At 62.6% G+C, this 15,903-nt stretch carries 13 protein-coding genes, 1 tRNA gene and 1 pseudogene; 12 read left to right on the top strand and 3 right to left on the bottom strand.

All coding sequences use genetic code 11. The features are described from left to right. Positions 1–53: 53 nt before the first annotated feature. Positions 54–138: transfer RNA gene (locus ACE3N6_RS12965), tRNA-Leu, on the top strand. A gap of 126 nt (positions 139–264) precedes the next feature. Then, entirely contained in the window at positions 265–1,218 is a 954-nt protein-coding gene (locus ACE3N6_RS12960; RefSeq protein ID WP_374246194.1) for an alpha/beta hydrolase, read from the top strand. A 175-nt stretch (positions 1,219–1,393) separates the two neighbouring features. On the opposite strand, the pseudogene ACE3N6_RS12955 reads toward ACE3N6_RS12960, so the two are convergent. After that, a pseudogene (locus tag ACE3N6_RS12955) lies at positions 1,394–2,155 on the bottom strand (adenylate/guanylate cyclase domain-containing protein); the annotation flags it as partial. 261 nt (positions 2,156–2,416) lie between these two features. Between ACE3N6_RS12955 and ACE3N6_RS12950 the strand changes: the two are divergent. Next, positions 2,417–3,661, top strand: a complete 1,245-nt coding sequence (locus tag ACE3N6_RS12950) for a nitronate monooxygenase (RefSeq protein WP_374246193.1) — start codon at positions 2,417–2,419, stop codon at positions 3,659–3,661. Between the two features lie 97 nt (positions 3,662–3,758). Here ACE3N6_RS12950 and ACE3N6_RS12945 read toward each other — a convergent pair whose 3' ends face one another. Further along, entirely contained in the window at positions 3,759–4,748 is a 990-nt protein-coding gene (locus ACE3N6_RS12945; protein WP_374246192.1) for a CoA ester lyase, read from the bottom strand. A 113-nt stretch (positions 4,749–4,861) separates the two neighbouring features. Further along, a complete protein-coding gene (locus tag ACE3N6_RS12940) occupies positions 4,862–5,854 on the bottom strand; it encodes a malate dehydrogenase (protein WP_374246191.1) in 993 nt (330 codons plus the stop codon). A 228-nt stretch (positions 5,855–6,082) separates the two neighbouring features. Between ACE3N6_RS12940 and ACE3N6_RS12935 the strand changes: the two genes are divergently transcribed. The 9 genes from ACE3N6_RS12935 to odhB all read left to right on the top strand — a co-directional run. Next, a complete protein-coding gene (locus ACE3N6_RS12935) occupies positions 6,083–6,811 on the top strand; it encodes a GntR family transcriptional regulator (RefSeq protein ID WP_374246190.1) in 729 nt (242 codons plus the stop codon). 118 nt (positions 6,812–6,929) lie between these two features. Beyond that, positions 6,930–7,319 carry a succinate dehydrogenase, cytochrome b556 subunit gene (gene sdhC / locus ACE3N6_RS12930; RefSeq protein ID WP_374246189.1) on the top strand — a complete coding sequence of 130 codons (390 nt, stop codon included), beginning with the start codon at positions 6,930–6,932 and terminating at the stop codon, positions 7,317–7,319. Then, positions 7,313–7,660, top strand: a complete 348-nt coding sequence (gene sdhD, locus ACE3N6_RS12925) for a succinate dehydrogenase, hydrophobic membrane anchor protein (RefSeq protein WP_374246188.1) — start codon at positions 7,313–7,315, stop codon at positions 7,658–7,660. The genes sdhC and sdhD overlap by 7 nt, the downstream gene beginning before the upstream one ends. Next, positions 7,661–9,454: a succinate dehydrogenase flavoprotein subunit gene (gene sdhA / locus ACE3N6_RS12920; protein ID WP_374246187.1), complete on the top strand. Its 1,794-nt coding sequence runs from the start codon at positions 7,661–7,663 to the stop codon at positions 9,452–9,454. A gap of 19 nt (positions 9,455–9,473) precedes the next feature. Continuing rightward, a complete protein-coding gene (locus ACE3N6_RS12915; protein ID WP_374246186.1) occupies positions 9,474–10,187 on the top strand; it encodes a succinate dehydrogenase iron-sulfur subunit in 714 nt (237 codons plus the stop codon). Beyond that, entirely contained in the window at positions 10,184–10,420 is a 237-nt protein-coding gene (locus tag ACE3N6_RS12910) for a succinate dehydrogenase assembly factor 2 (RefSeq protein WP_374246185.1), read from the top strand. The genes ACE3N6_RS12915 and ACE3N6_RS12910 overlap by 4 nt, the downstream gene beginning before the upstream one ends. 57 nt (positions 10,421–10,477) lie before the next feature. Continuing rightward, positions 10,478–11,773 (top strand): citrate synthase, encoded by a 1,296-nt coding sequence (gltA, locus tag ACE3N6_RS12905; protein ID WP_374246184.1) that lies wholly within the window; start codon positions 10,478–10,480, stop codon positions 11,771–11,773. Positions 11,774–11,928: 155 nt separating this feature from the next. After that, the gene (locus ACE3N6_RS12900) at positions 11,929–14,754 is read left to right on the top strand and encodes a 2-oxoglutarate dehydrogenase E1 component (RefSeq protein WP_374246183.1); all 2,826 of its coding nucleotides are present in this window, start codon (positions 11,929–11,931) and stop codon (positions 14,752–14,754) included. 36 nt (positions 14,755–14,790) lie between these two features. Beyond that, positions 14,791–15,903: 2-oxoglutarate dehydrogenase complex dihydrolipoyllysine-residue succinyltransferase (gene odhB, locus ACE3N6_RS12895; protein ID WP_374246182.1), on the top strand; the 1,113-nt coding region annotated here is incomplete at its 3' end.

The raw sequence follows: 15,903 nt of genomic DNA, 5'->3' as shown, positions 1-15,903 counted from the left end.
AAGAGGCGAGTTGATGCAATAAGCGGATTCGTAGATAATGCGCGGCTTCCCATGCCGGGATGGCGGAATCGGTAGACGCAGCGGATTCAAAATCCGCCGCCGCAAGGTGTGAGGGTTCGAGTCCCTCTCCCGGCACCAATAAAATCAATGGGTTAGAAAATTGTAGCAAAAAACGGGCTGGTTTTTCCGTTTTTGGTGCAAATTTGGCCCGATTGGTTTCCGCCAGTCCCGATTTTCCCTTCTGCCGTTCCCGGATTTGCTGCCATGGCCCTCGACCCCCAAGCCCAGGCCCTGCTTGCCATGATCTATCGCGTCGGTGCGCCGCGCTTTCACGAGCTGGACACCCATCAGGCCCGACGTTCCTTCGAGAAGCTCCAGGGTAGCTTCGGGCCGGAGGCGCGGGCGGTGTCCTCCGTCACCGAGGTGCCGATCCCCGCAGCTCGTGCCGGCGACGGGGCGATCATGGCGCGGCTCTACCGGCCGCTGTCGGCCGGGCCGGACGACATCCTGCCGGTGGCGTTCTACTTCCACGGCGGCGGCTGGTGCATCGGCGATGTGGCGAGCTACGATGGCCTGTGCCGCGAGCTGGCCGATCGCAGCGGCGTGGCGATCCTGTCGGTGGATTACCGTCTGGCGCCGGAGCATCCCTTTCCCACCGCCGTGGACGATGCCTTGCGCGCGGTCACCTGGAGCCTCGCCCACGCCGCCCTGCTGGGCATCGACCCGACCCGCTTCGCGCTGGCGGGCGACAGCGCGGGGGGGACGCTGAGTGCCGTCACTGCCCTCCAGCTTCGCAACGCCAACGGCCCCCAGGCCGCGCTGCAGCTGCTGGTCTATCCGTGCACCGACATCCTCAGCCAGCGCCCGTCGCGACGGGCGTTCGCCGAAGGCTACTTTCTGGATACGGCCAGCCTGGCGTGGTTCTTCGAGCGCTATCTGCCGAACCAGGACGACTGGCAGGACTGGCGGGCCTCACCGCTCAACGCCGCTCGGTTCGACGGCCTGCCGCCGGCGGTCTTCATCCTCGCCGAGTGCGACCCGCTCACCGACGACGGCAAGGCTTACGCGGCCGTGCTGGGCGAGGCGGGTGTGCCGGTCACGGTTCATGAGTTCGAGGGGATGGTGCACGGCTTCTTCTCGCTGGGGAAATACTTCCCACAGGCGGTGAGCGCGATGGAGCGGGCGGGCGACGCGTTGAAGGCGGCGCTGCTAGGCTGACGAGTGGCGGCCGGGGCGGCGGGGGGGCGGCCCCGCCCCGCGAGCGGCCGCCCCACCGGCCCACCGGGGGGCGGCTGGAGCAGCTCCGGCCCAGGGCAAACTGACCGCGGCCGCGCAACACCACCTCCTCGCGCGACAGCAGGAACTCCCGCTCGCCCTCGATCTGAACGAAGGTGCCATTGCTGCTGCGGTCGATCAGCACGAACTTGTCGCCGCGCAATTCGATTTCGGCGTGGCGGCGCGACGACTGAGTGTCGCCCACTACGAGATCGGCCGCCGGGTCGCGCCCGATGCGGGCGCTCGGTCGGGGTGACTTGAGTACCAGCGACGTGGCGTCGAGGTAGAGGCGCAGCTCGGGCTCGGTGTCGAGCAGGAAGTGGTCGCTCTGGACGATGGTGAGTTCGCCCACGGCTTCGCACATCAGCTCGAACAGTTCGACCGGGCGGGTCACGCCGCGGATCACCCGGGGCGGGAGCGCGTGCAGCACCGAGCGCCATTCCGGGCCCAGGCGACGCGCAGTCTCACCGGAGGTGATGGCCTTGCCCGGCGAGGCGAGTTCGGCAAGGCGGGCCGCAAAGTTGACGGTGTCGCCGAAGACATCGGTGCCGCTGGCAACCACCGCGCCGAAATGGAAACCGATGCGCACCGCAAGACGCTGCTGGTCGGCGGTGCTGGGGAGTTCCTTGAGGGTCTGGTGGATCGCGAGGGTGGCGTCGGCGGCGCTGTCGGAATCGGCAAAGACGGCCATCAGGCCGTCGCCGGTGTGCTTGACGACGCGGCCTCGCTTCGTCTCCACGGCGATCCGCATGGCGCGAATGCTCCGATCAACCACCTCGAAGGCGGATGTGTCACCCACGCGCTGATATAGCTGTGTGCTGCCCACGAGATCGGCAAACAGGACAGCGCATTCCTTAGCGGGGTGAGAAGAATCCGACATCTGATAGTGGTTGGCGGCGAAGCCGAGATTTTAGCGGAGTACGTGACCGTTGCCGCACATCTGAAGGTAACAAATTTTGCCCCCTTCTGTCGCGCCGCCCGTCGGTCTGGAGGGGGCGGCAGTCGGTTTTCGGGCATTGATTGAATTTTCCTTGATTTAAACGGCCTCAATAAAGCCTGCTCGGTGGGATAATGTTGTATTCGGCTACATATTTTGCTTGGCGGTTCTCTTGACGCGCCGAGTCTGTCTGGAAGGAGTTTCATGAAACGAGTTGATGATTTCCGTCTGCGCTTTGGCAAGCAGGAGCTTGTGCCCATCGTGGTTGGCGGGATGGGGGTGGATATCTCCACCGCTGACCTGGCACTGGAAGTGGCGCGTCTGGGCGGAGTGGGTCACATCTCGGACGCGATGATCAAGACGGTTACCGATCGCCGCTTCAACACCAAGTACGTCAAGGAAAAGCTCAAGCTCTACAAATACAACGTCAACAACCCCGACAAGTCGGTGGTGCAGTTCGATCTTGGCCAGCTCGCCGAGGCCACCCGTCTGCACGTGGGCAAGACGATGGAGGCCAAGCGCGGCCCCGGCATGATCTTCGTGAACTGCATGGAAAAGCTCACGATGAACGCCCCCAAGGAGACCCTGCGGGTGCGCCTTGCCACGGCGCTCGATGCCGGGATCGATGGCATCACGCTGGCTGCCGGCCTGCACCTCGGCTCGTTTGCGCTGATCGAGGATCATCCGCGCTTCCGTGACGCCAAGCTCGGGATCATCGTCTCATCCCTGCGGGCGCTGCAGCTATTCCTTCGCAAGAGCGCGCGGACCAATCGTCTCCCCGATTACGTGGTGGTCGAGGGGCCGCTGGCGGGCGGTCACCTTGGTTTCGGGATGGACTGGGCCCAATACGATCTCGCCGCCATCGTGGCGGAGATTCGCGCGTGGCTGATCGCCGAGAAGCTGGATATTCCGCTGATTCCGGCGGGGGGCATCTTTACCGGCAGCGATGCGGTCTCGTTTCTCGAGAACGGTGCCGCGGCGGTGCAGGTGGCGACGCGTTTCACCGTCACCTCCGAATGCGGGCTGCCCGAGAAGGTTCAGCAGGAATACTTCAAGGCGAGCGAAGACAACATCGTCGTCAATCAGGTGTCGCCCACCGGCTATCCGATGCGGATGCTCACCAACAGCCCGGCAATCGGTTCGGGAATCCGCCCGAATTGCGAGGCGTACGGTTACCTCCTTGACGCCAACGGCAGTTGCGCCTACATCCAGGCCTATAACCGCGAGGTGGCGGCGCATCCCGGTGCAAAACGGGTTTCGGTGATGGACAAGACCTGCCTGTGCACCCACATGCGCAACTTCGATTGCTGGACTTGCGGGCACTACACTTATCGCCTCAAGGATACGACCCGCAAGGCGGAAGACGGCAGCTATCGAATCCTGTCTGCCGAGCACGTCTTCAAGGACTATCAGTTCAGCACCGACAACAAGATCGCCCTGCCGGCCTGACTCATCGCCGGCGCGCTTGGCTTTTTGAGCGACGCCCGTCACCGTGAGGTGGCGGGCGTTTTTATTGGCGGCGCGGTGGCGGGCGCCTGCCTGTGTTTCAGAAAAAGCGCTGCTTCGCTTCGGCCGGGATCTCCATTCCGGTGCTTCTGGCGCGCTTCAGCAGTTCCCAGTAGTAGCGGTAGGAGGCGCGGTCGTGAAGCTTGCCGGCGTGCTGGATCGGCCCCCAGTTACGATCCTGAGCCGCCAGCAGGATGCTCGTCGCCTCTTCCACCTCGGTGAAATCGGGGCGCATGGCCTCGACGATCGGGACGATCTGGTTCGGGTGGATGCTCCACATGCGCAGATAGCCGAACTCCTTCCGGGCGCGCTCGGCGTCGCGGCGGATGTAGGCCAGATCCTTGAGTTCGGTGGTCACGTTGTGCGACGGCACGACGCCGTTGGCCAGGGCGGCAGCTGCAATGTCGCACTTGGCGCGGATGATCAGCGGATGTTCAAACTGACCTGGGCTGCGCATTGCGGCGCCGGGGATCGCGCCATGGTGACCGCTGACGAAATCCATCAGGCCGAAATCGAGGGATTCCACCCGGTCGAGGGCGGCAATGTCCCAGGCGTCGCGCAGCGCGCCGTGAGTTTCGATGAGTACGTGGACCGGAATCTCCCGACCAGTGCCGTGGCGTTCTTCGGCACTGCGGATCGCCTCGATCTGGCGGGCGGCGTCGGCGACGCAGCGGGGCTTGGGGAGGGTCAGGAAAGCCAGCCGTTCGCCGGCCTTGCCGACGAGAAGGTCCACGTCCTGCTCCCAGTGGGGGTGAGTGATGTCGTGGATCCGGGCGCCGACGCGACCGAAGCGGTTGTCCGACGACATGACGACGTCGGCTGCCATGGCGGCGTGTTCGGCCTCCGCGCCGGCGTGGGCGCCGTCCTCGCAGTCGCAGGTGATGTCGAAGACCGGGCCGAGTTCGTGCTGAAGGCCGAGCGCCTTGCGCATCAGCTTTTCGCTGCCGGCGTAGTGGTCGACGGCCGGGAGGATGGGGAAGGGCTTTTCGCCCTGGAAAAGCACGTGATCGGGATGCGGCAAGGCAGACATGGCGGGTACTCGGAGTGATCGGGCAGGCGGAGGAGGGTAGCAAAAAACGGCGTGAACGAAAAACGCGGGAGCATTGCTGCCCCCGCGTTCTGACCGGCTGAGAAATGTGGCGATCAGGCCAGCAGATCCTTCACGCCGTCACGCTCTTCGAGCAGCTCGTTGAGCGTGTGGGTCATGCGCTCGCGGGAGAACTCGTCGATCTCCAGGCCCTGGACGATCTTGTACTCGCCGTTCTCGGTGGTGACCGGGAAGCCGTAGATGATGCCTTCGGGGATGCCGTAGGAACCGTCGGACGGGATGCCCATGGTGACCCACTCGCCGTTGGAGCCGAGCACCCAGTCACGGATGTGGTCGATGGCGGCGTTGGCGGCGGAAGCGGCGGAGGACAGGCCACGGGCTTCGATGATCGCAGCGCCACGCTTGCCGACGGTGGGCAGGAACACGTCGCGGTTCCAGGCGTCGTCGTTGATCAGGCCCTTGACGCTGTCGCCGTTGGAGGTGACGGCGCGGTAGTCGGCGTACATCGTGGGGGAGTGGTTGCCCCAGACGACCAGGTTCTTCAGGCTGGAGACGTCACGGCCGGACTTGGTGGCCAGCTGGGACAGGGCGCGGTTGTGGTCCAGGCGCAGCATGCCGGTGAAGTTCTTGGCATTGACGCGGCCGTACTTGACGGCGATTTCCTTGGCGATGTAGGCGTTGGTGTTGCAGGGGTTGCCCACCACCAGCACCTTGACGTTCGGGTCGGCGTACTGGCCGATGGCGGCGCCCTGAACGGTGAAGATCTTGGCGTTTTCGGTCAGCAGATCCTTGCGCTCCATGCCGGGGCCGCGGGGGCGGGCGCCGACGAGCAGGCAGACCTGAGCGTCCTTGAAGGCGACATTGGGGTCGTCGGTGGCAATCATGCCGGCCAGCAGCGGGAAGGCGCAGTCTTCCAGTTCCATCATGACGCCCTTGACGGCCTTCTGGGCTTGCGGCAGGTCGAGCAGCTGGAGGATGACGGGCTGATCCTTGCCCAGCATTTCGCCACTGGCGATGCGGAACAGGAGGCTGTAACCGATCTGGCCGGCGGCGCCGGTGACTGCGACACGAACGGGGGCTTTTGCCATTATTGAAACTCCCTCTACATAGAAAGTGTTGTCGAAACGAGTGTACTGCTGATTCGCGCCGCCAGCAGGTTGCCGCGGTGCAGAAACCGGGTTGGCGCGGGCGTGGAGCCGGTCAACATTTGAATCGTAGGTGCATTCAGCGGTACTGTCAATTCCCTTGTCTTATATCTTATATAAGATATAAGACTGATTATAGACTGCCCGCAGAAAGTGTGTTCAAATACACGCATGCGACACGACTCGCCCACCTTCAGCCCTCTCTACCGTCAGATCAAAAGTCTGATGCTTAACGCTTTGGAGTCCGGCGAGTGGCGCCCCGGTCAGGCGATTCCCAGCGAGCAGGAACTCGCCATTCGCTTTAGTGTGAGCCAGGGAACCGTCCGCAAGGCCATCGACGAAATGGCAGCGGAGAACTTGCTTGTGCGCAAGCAGGGCAAGGGCACCTACGTCGCCTCTCACAACGATCCGCGCGCGCTGTTTCGGTTTCTTCGTCTGGTTCCGATGGATGGCGATCTCGCTCACCCGCAGAGCGTACCGCTGGATTGCTGGAAGGCCAAGGCCGGGAACGAAGCGGCGCGCATGCTGGGCATCGAGCTTGGCGCGCCGGTCACCATTCTTCGCCGTCTTCTGCGTTTTTCCGGCAAGCCGGTGGTCGTCGATGAAATCTATCTGCCCGGCGAGATCTTCCAGGGTTTGACCATGGAGGTTCTGCAAGGCGCGCATGGCTCTCTTTACAGTCTTTTTGAAAGTCGGTTCGGGGTTCGGATGATTCGGGCCGAAGAGCGTATCCGTGCGGTGGCCGCCGACCGGATGACCAGCGAGACCCTCGGTGTGGCGGAGGGGACGCCCTTGTTGTCGGTGGAACGGGTGACTTATACCTACGGCGACCGGCCGGTCGAATGGCGGCGGGGGCTTTATTCGACGGCCGAACATTATTATCTTAATGAGTTGAGTTGACAGTTTTGAATTGATGGGATCGCCCGGCCTGTCAGTTGATGGTAAGGGTATATACTTATAATTTTGTTTGTGTGGGAAATGAGCAACTTTCAAGTTGCTATTGTTAGAGGGAAATCTTATGACAGAGGTGATTTTGAAGAAACAGCGCCCGAAGCATCTGGCGCTGAACGAGATCAGACTCCCGCTTGCCGGGAAGGTCTCGATTCTGCATCGGGTGAGCGGCGCAGGTCTGTTCCTCATGCTGCCGGTGCTGCTTGCGCTGTTCGGCGCCAGCGTGGGTTCCCCGGAATCCTATGCTGACTTCGCCAAAGTTGTCGGGAATCCTTTCGTCAAGCTGATTCTGAGCGGCCTCGTGTGGGCCTATCTGCACCACTTCTGCGCCGGCATCCGTTTCCTGCTGCTGGACGTGCATGTCGGTGTCGATAAGGAATCCTCGGTCAAGAGCGCCCGCATGGTGCTGATCGTCAGTCTCGTTCTCACTGCTCTTCTGGTGACCAAACTATGGTAAAGCCCGTCATCGTTGGTGCTCACTACGGTTTCCGCGACTGGCTTGTCCAGCGCATCACTGCTGTCGTGATGGCACTCTATACCGTCATTCTCGCAATCTGCGTCCTGACCATGCCCGATGCCTCTTACGAAAGCTGGCGCGGCGTCTTCAGCGGCGGGTTCATGAAGTTCGCGACCTTCCTGTTCTTCATGTCGCTCTTCTTCCACGCCTGGATCGGTGTGCGCGACATCTTCATGGACTACATCAAGCCGACGGGTCTCCGTCTTACTCTGCATTCGATCGTTGCCCTGGCGCTCATCGGTTACGCCGGCTGGGCTGCTCAGATTCTCTGGAGGCTGTAAGTGAAAGTCGCTAAGCATACTTTTGACGCGGTTATCGTCGGTGCCGGTGGCGCCGGCCTGCGGGCGGCACTCCAGCTTTCCGAAGCCGGCCTCAAGACGGCCGTCCTGACCAAGGTTTTCCCGACCCGTTCCCACACCGTTGCTGCGCAAGGTGGCGTCGCGGCCTCGCTGGGCAACTCGACCGAGGACAACTGGCACTGGCACATGTACGACACCGTAAAGGGGTCGGACTGGCTGGGTGACCAGGATGCGATCGAGTTCATGGTGAAGAAGGCCAATGAGGTTGTGGTCGAACTCGAACACTACGGCATGCCCTTCGACCGTACCGACAACGGCAAGATCTACCAGCGTCCGTTCGGCGGTCACTCGCAGAACTACGGCCAGACCCCGGTGTCCCGCTCCTGCGCGGCAGCCGACCGTACCGGCCACGCGATGCTACACGCCCTGTACCAGCGCAATGTGCGTGCCAACACCCAGTTCTTCGTCGAGTGGATGGCGATGGACCTGATCCGCAACGCCGATGGCGATGTGCTGGGCGTGACCGCCATGGAAATGGAAACCGGTGAGGTTTCGATCTTCCACGCCAAGGCGACCATTTTCGCCACCGGCGGCGCCGGTCGTATCTACTACAGCTCCACCAACGCCTTCATCAACACCGGCGACGGCGTCGGCATGGCGGCTCGTGCCGGCATTCCGCTGGAAGACATGGAGTTCTGGCAGTTCCACCCCACCGGTGTGGCCGGCGCTGGCGTGCTGATCACCGAAGGCGTGCGTGGCGAAGGCGGCATCCTGCGCAATTCGTCCGGCGAGCGGTTCATGGAGCGTTACGCGCCGAACCTGAAGGATCTGGCTTCCCGTGACGTGGTGTCCCGCTCGATGGTCACCGAGATCAACGAGGGCCGTGGTTGCGGTTCCGAGAAGGATCACGTCCTTCTCGATATCACCCACCTGTCGCCCGAGACCATCATGAAGCGCCTGCCCGGCATTCGTGAGATCTCGATCCAGTTTGCCGGCGTCGATCCGATCAAGGCCCCGATCCCGGTCGTGCCGACCTGTCACTATCAGATGGGTGGCATCCCCACCAACTACAAGGGTCAGGTCGTGGTGCCGAAGGATGGCAACCCGAACGTCCCGGTTGCCGGCTTCTACGCCGCTGGCGAATGTGCCTGCGCCTCGGTGCATGGCGCCAATCGTCTCGGCACCAACTCGCTGCTCGACCTGCTGGTCTTCGGCAAGTCCGCCGGTGAAACCGTTGTGGCCGACTTCCAGTCCGGCCAACTCACCCTCAAGCCGCTGCCGGATGACGCTGCCGACGTGTCCCTTGCCCGGATCGCCCGCCTGGAGAGCCAGACCAACGGTGTGGAAGTGAACGACGTTCGCCTCGACATGCAGCGCACCATGCAGAAGCACGCCGGCGTGTTCCGCTTCGCCGACATGCTCAAGGAAGGCGTCACCAAGATCCTCGAAGTGGCGGAGCGCGCCAAGCACACCCAGATCAAGGACAAGTCCAAGGTCTGGAACACCGCCCGCACCGAAGCCCTCGAACTCGACAACCTGATCGAAGTTGCCAAGGCGACCATGATCTCCGCCGAGGCCCGCAAGGAATCCCGTGGCGCCCACGTGCGCGACGATGCGATCGATTGCGCCGAGACCCCCAACGGCCGTGACGACAAGAACTGGCTCAAGCACACGCTGTGGTACAGCGAGGGCAACCGCCTCGACTACAAGCCGGTCAATCTGCAGCCGATGTCTGCCGACGTCGAGCCGATCGCGCTGGCCAAGCGTACCTACTGAGCGTTCCGGAGATTAGAAGATGAGCAGCAAGCGAACCGTACAGTTCAAGATCTACCGCTACAATCCGGACAAGGACGACAAGCCCTACATGCAGGACATCTCTGTCGAACTCGAAGAGTCCGACAAGAAGCTCCTTGATGCGCTGGTCCGCCTCAAGGCCAAGGACGACACCCTGTCCTTCCGCCGCTCCTGCCGTGAAGGCGTTTGTGGCTCCGACGCCATGAACATCAACGGCAAGAACGGTCTGGCCTGTCTGACCAGCATTGACGAACTGGCTCAGCCGATCACCATCCGTCCGCTGCCCGGCCTGCCGGTCATCCGCGACGTGATCGTCGACATGACCCAGTTCTTCAAGCAGTACCACTCGATCAAGCCCTACCTGATCAACAACGATCCGGCTCCGGAGCGCGAACGCCTTCAGAGTCCGGAAGATCGGGAAGAGCTCAACGGTCTCTACGAGTGCATCCTCTGCGCGTGCTGCTCCACGAGCTGCCCGTCGTTCTGGTGGAACCCGGACAAGTTCGTCGGTCCGGCTGGCCTGCTGGCGGCTTACCGCTTCCTGGCCGACACCCGCGATCAGGCAACCAGTGAGCGTCTCGACAACCTGGAAGATCCGTACCGTCTCTTCCGGTGTCACTCCATCATGAACTGCGTCGACGTCTGTCCGAAGGGTCTCAACCCGACCAAGGCGATCGGCAAGATCAAGGACATGATGGTCCGTCGCGCCGTATGACGCTCAATCGGGGGCGTGTGCGCTGGCAGTGCCGTCGGGCTCTCCTGGAGCTCGATCTGGTGTTCACGCGCTTCCTCGAAAGGCACTTCGATCGTCTCACCGACGATCAACTGGCGGATCTTGATGACCTCCTGCTGGTCGAGGACCATGACCTCTGGGCCATGGTCAACGGCAGCAGGCCGGTCACCAACGAACGCTGGAAGGAAATGATGGATCTGCTCCGGGCAGGTTGACGGGGCAGGGCATCGCTAGGGAGTTGTGGAGTTTCAACAGGGAAAAGGGACCAAAATATGACCACGCAACGTACTGCTACACTGACCGTAGATGGCAAGGCCGTAGAGTTTCCGATCATGTCGGGGACGCATGGCAATGATGTGATCGATATCCGCACCCTCGGCGGAAAGACCGGGTACTTCACGTACGACTCCGGTTTCCTGTCCACGGCCAGCTGCCAGTCCAAAGTCACCTACATCGACGGTGACAAGGGCGAACTGCTGTATCGCGGCTACCCGATCGAGCAATTGGCCGACAACTGCAACTTCCTCGAAGTCACCTACCTGTTGAAGAACGGTGAGCTGCCCAATGCCGCTCAGAAGACCGACTTCGAGAACACCATCAAGAAGCACACGATGGTGCACGAGCAGCTCTCCAAGTTCTATTCCGGTTTCCGTCGTGACGCTCACCCGATGGCCGTCATGACCGGCGTCGTCGGCGCGCTCTCCGCGTTCTATCACGACGCGATGGATTTCTCCGACGCCGAGCACCGCAACGTCAGCTTCAACCGTCTTGTGGCCAAGATGCCGACAATCGTCGCGATGGCCTACAAGTACAACACCGGCATGCCGTTCATGTACCCGGACAACGAGCTGGACTACACCGCCAACTTCATGCGGATGATGTTCGGCAACCCGTGCGAGAAGTACGTGCCGAACCCGGTTCTGGTCCGCGCGCTCGACGTCATCTTCACCCTGCACGCCGACCACGAGCAGAACGCCTCCACCTCCACCGTCCGCCTGGCCGGTTCGTCCGGTGCCAACCCGTTTGCCTGTATCGCCGCCGGCATCGCCTGCCTGTGGGGCCCGGCTCACGGCGGTGCAAACGAAGCCTGCCTGAACATGCTTGAAGAGATCGGTGACGTCTCCCGCGTCGGGGAGTACATCGCCCGCGCCAAGGACAAGAACGACAGCTTCAAGCTGATGGGCTTCGGTCACCGCGTCTACAAGAACTTCGACCCGCGCGCCAAGCTGATGCGCAAGGTGTGCCACGACGTGCTGGGCGAGTTGGGCCTCGAGAACGACCGTCTGTTCAAGCTGGCGATGGAACTCGAGAAGATTGCCCTGGAAGACCAGTACTTCGTCGAGAAGAAGCTCTACCCGAACGTGGACTTCTACTCCGGCATCGTTCAGAAGGCGCTGGGCATCCCGACCGAGATGTTCACCTGTATCTTCGCGCTGGCCCGCACCGTCGGCTGGATGACCCAGTGGGAAGAGATGATTACCGATCCGGAGTACAAGATCGGTCGTCCGCGTCAGCTGTACATCGGCGCCGCCCGCCGCGACGTCGTGCCGCTGGCTCAGCGCGGCTAAGTAATACGGAGGGGGAGGGGGAAACAGGGGAAACGAATGCGGGATGGTCGATCTTTGGGCCATCCCGCTTCGTTTGTCCAGAAAACTAAAGAATCAGGGATTTCTCCCCACCGCATAAACACTCAGAAGACAAGACACAAGCCTGGTGGTCGCCCATGATGAAACAGCTTTTTGAAAGCTCCCAACTGTTCGGCAGCAACGCTCCGTTCATTGAGGAACTTTACGAGAACTATCTCGACAATCCGGATTCCGTCTCCGACGAATGGCGGACCTATTTCGATGCGCTGCAGAACACGCCGGGCAATGGCCGTGACGTGGCGCATTTTCCGATCATCAACGCCTTCGCCGACATGGCCAAGCGTGGCCCGGTGCGTACCGTGGTGGCGAGCGGCGGCGATCAGAAGCAGGTCAGTGTCCTGCAACTGATCAACGCCCACCGTTTCCTGGGTACCCGCTGGGCGCAGCTCGATCCGCTCAAGCGCACCGAGCGTCCCGAGATCCACGAACTCGAGTTGTCCCACTACGGCTTCACCGAGGCCGATCTCAACGAGACCTTCAACACCGGCTCCTTCCACGGCCTGCCGAGCGATCGCGCCACCCTGCGCGAGATCCTCGACGCCGTTCGTCAGACCTACTGCGGCTCGATCGGCGCCGAGTACATGTACATGACGGACATCGGCGAGAAGCGCTGGATTCAGGCTCGTCTCGAGCCGAACCGCGGCCGCCCGACCTTCGACGCCCAGAAGCAGCGTCGGATTCTCGAGCGCCTCACGGCTGCCGAGACCATGGAGCGCTACCTGCATACCAAGTACGTCGGCCAGAAGCGCTTCTCGCTGGAAGGTGGCGAGAGCACCATCGTCGCGATGGATGAGCTGATCCGCGTTGCCGGCAGCAAGGGCGTCCAGGAAATCGTGATCGGCATGGCCCACCGCGGCCGCCTCAACGTGCTGGTCAACACCCTTGGCAAGTCGCCGAGCATGCTGTTCTCCGAGTTCGAGGGTAAGGCCGTTTCCGACCTGTCCGCGGGCGACGTGAAGTACCACATGGGTTTCTCCAGCGACGTGATGACTGCCGGCGGCCCCGTGCATCTCACCCTGGCGTTCAACCCGTCCCACCTGGAAATCGTCAACCCGGTGGTCGAAGGCTCGGTGTATGCCCGCCAGACCCGTCGCGGCGAGAACGGCAAGGCCGAAGTGGTGCCGGTGCTGATCCACGGTGACGCGGCCGTCGCCGGCCAGGGCGTCAACCAGGAAATGCTCAACTTCGCCCAGACGCGCGGTTACGGCACGGGCGGCACGATCCACATCGTGGTGAACAACCAGATCGGCTTCACCACCTCCGACCCCCGCGACTACCGCTCCTCGCTGTACTGCACGGACATCTTTAAGATGGCCGAGGCGCCGATCTTCCACGTCAATGGCGACGATCCGGAGGCCGTGGCCTTCGTGATGGGCCTGGCGGTCGAGTATCGCCAGGAGTTCAAGAAGGACGTGGTGATCGACATCGTCTGCTATCGCAAGCTCGGCCACAACGAAGCCGACGAGCCGATGGTGACCCAGCCGCTGATGTACAAGAAGATCGCCAAGCATCCCGGCACCCGCAAGCTCTACGCGGAGAAGCTGGTTGCCCAGGGCGTCTGCCAGGCCGACGAGCCGGAACAGTTCATCAAGGATTACCGCGCAGCCCTCGACAAGGGCGAGCTGCTCACCAATCCGGTGCTGTCCGACTTCAAGCGCCAGTTCTCCCAGGATTGGGGCCCGTACGCCAACAAGAAGTACACCGACAAGTGCGACAGCAAGGTGCCGATGGCGGAGCTCAAGCGCCTCTCGAAGGCCCTGACGACCACGCCGGAAGGCTTCGTGCTGCACCCCCGCGTCCAGAAGATCATCGACGACCGCAAGGCGATGGGCGACGGCAAGCTGGCCCTCGACTGGGGCATGGGCGAAAACCTCGCCTACGCCAGCCTGCTGGTGCAGGGCTTCGGTGTGCGCATCTCCGGTGAAGACGTCGGCCGTGGCACCTTCTTCCACCGTCACGCGGCGCTGCACGATCAGAACCGCGACCAGTGGCACGACGGCACCTTCTACCCGCTGCAGAACATTCGCGACGGTCAGGCTCCGTTCTACTGCTACGACTCCGTGCTGTCCGAAGAGGCCGTGCTGGCCTTCGAATACGGCTACGCGTCGGCCGAGCCTAACCAGCTCGTGATCTGGGAGGCCCAGTTCGGCGACTTCGCCAACGGCGCCCAGGTGGTGATGGATCAGTTCATCAGCTCCGGCGAAGCCAAGTGGGGCCGTCAGTGCGGTCTCGTGATGATGCTGCCGCACGGTTACGAAGGTCAGGGCCCCGAGCACTCTTCCGCCCGTATCGAGCGCTACATGCAGCTGTGTGCCGAGATGAACATGGAAGTGTGCATCCCGTCCGGCCCGTCCCAGATCTTCCACCTGCTGCGTCGTCAGGCCCTGCGCAAGCTGCGCAAGCCGCTGGTCATCATCACGCCGAAGTCGCTGCTGCGTCACAAGGATGCTGTCTCCTCGCTGGAGGAACTCTCCAAGGGCACCTTCCAGACCGTCATCGGCGAAATCGACGAACTCGACGCCAAGAAGGTCAAGCGCGTCCTGCTGTGCTCGGGCAAGATCTACTACGAACTGCTGGCCCACCGTCGTGCCCAGGGCATCGACGACATCGCCATCGTGCGCATGGAACAGCTCTACCCGTTCCCGGCGGAGGCTTTCGCCGCCGAAGTGAACAAGTACCCGAACGCCAAGGAAGTCGTCTGGGTGCAGGAAGAGCCGCGCAACCAGGGTGTCTGGTACTGGCTGGCTTCGCGCCACCACCTGGACAGCAACCTCGGTGCGGATCACAAGTTCCTGCTTGTGGCCCGTCCCGCGGCGGCTTCGCCGGCTGTCGGCTACTACGCCAAGCACAACGCGCAACAAAAGGCTGTCATCGAAAACGCATTCGGCGAAATCAAGTCCTGATGCCGTCCATGCCGAACTGAACACAAGGGAGAAAACATGCTGATCGAAGTCAAAGTGCCGCAACTGTCCGAGTCCGTCTCCGAAGCCACGCTGGTCAGCTGGCACAAGAAGGAAGGCGACGCCGTTTCCCGCGACGAGAACCTGATCGACATCGAGACCGACAAGGTTGTGCTGGAAACCCCGGCGCCGGCCGATGGCGTGCTCGTCAAGCTCGTCAAGAACGGCGGCGACTCCGTGACCTCCGGTGAAGTCATCGCCACCATCGACACCGAAGCCAAGGCTGCTGCCGGCGCTCCGGCGGCTGCTGCCGCTCCGGCCGCCGCTCCGGCCTCGGCTGCTGCCGCCGCTCCGGTTTCCGCTGCCAGCCCGTCCGCCCGCAAGATCCTCGACGAGAAGGGCATCGCTGCCGCCGATGTCGCTGGCTCCGGCCGTGGCGGTCGTGTGACTAAGGAAGACGCCGTTGCTGCCCAGCCGAAGGCCGCTGCCGCCCCGGCGGTTGCCGTGGCCACCGGCGACCGTGCCGAACAGCGCGTTCCGATGACCCGTCTGCGCGCCCGTATCGCCGAGCGCCTGATTCAGTCGAAGAACGAAAACGCCATCCTGACCACCTTCAACGAAGTCAACATGGCGCCGGTCATGGCCCTGCGCAAGCAGTACGCCGAGAAGTTCGAGAAGGCCCACGGCGTGCGTCTGGGCTTCATGGGCTTCTTCGTCAAGGCCGCGGTCGCTGCCCTGAAGAAGTTCCCGATCCTGAACGCCTCGGTCGACGGCAACGACATCGTCTACCACGGCTACATCGACATCGGCATCGCTGTCGGCTCGCCCCGTGGCCTGGTGGTGCCCATCCTCCGTGACGCCGATCAAATGTCCATCGCCGACATCGAGAAGAAGATCGCCGAGTTCGGCCAGAAGGCCAAGGACGGCAAGATCTCCATCGAGGAACTCACCGGCGGCACCTTCTCCATCTCCAACGGTGGCGTGTTCGGCTCGATGATGTCCACCCCGATCATCAACCCGCCGCAGTCCGCGATCCTGGGCATCCACGCCACCAAGGACCGTGCCGTGGTCGAAAACGGCCAGGTCGTGGTGCGCCCGATCAACTACCTCGCCATGTCCTACGATCACCGCATCATCGACGGCCGTGAAGCC

It is taken from the genome of Zoogloea sp., assembly GCF_041904905.1.
Lineage (GTDB): Bacteria > Pseudomonadota > Gammaproteobacteria > Burkholderiales > Rhodocyclaceae > Zoogloea.
The sequence above is the reverse complement of the archived record's forward strand: the minus strand, read 5'-3'. Positions and strand labels throughout refer to the sequence as shown.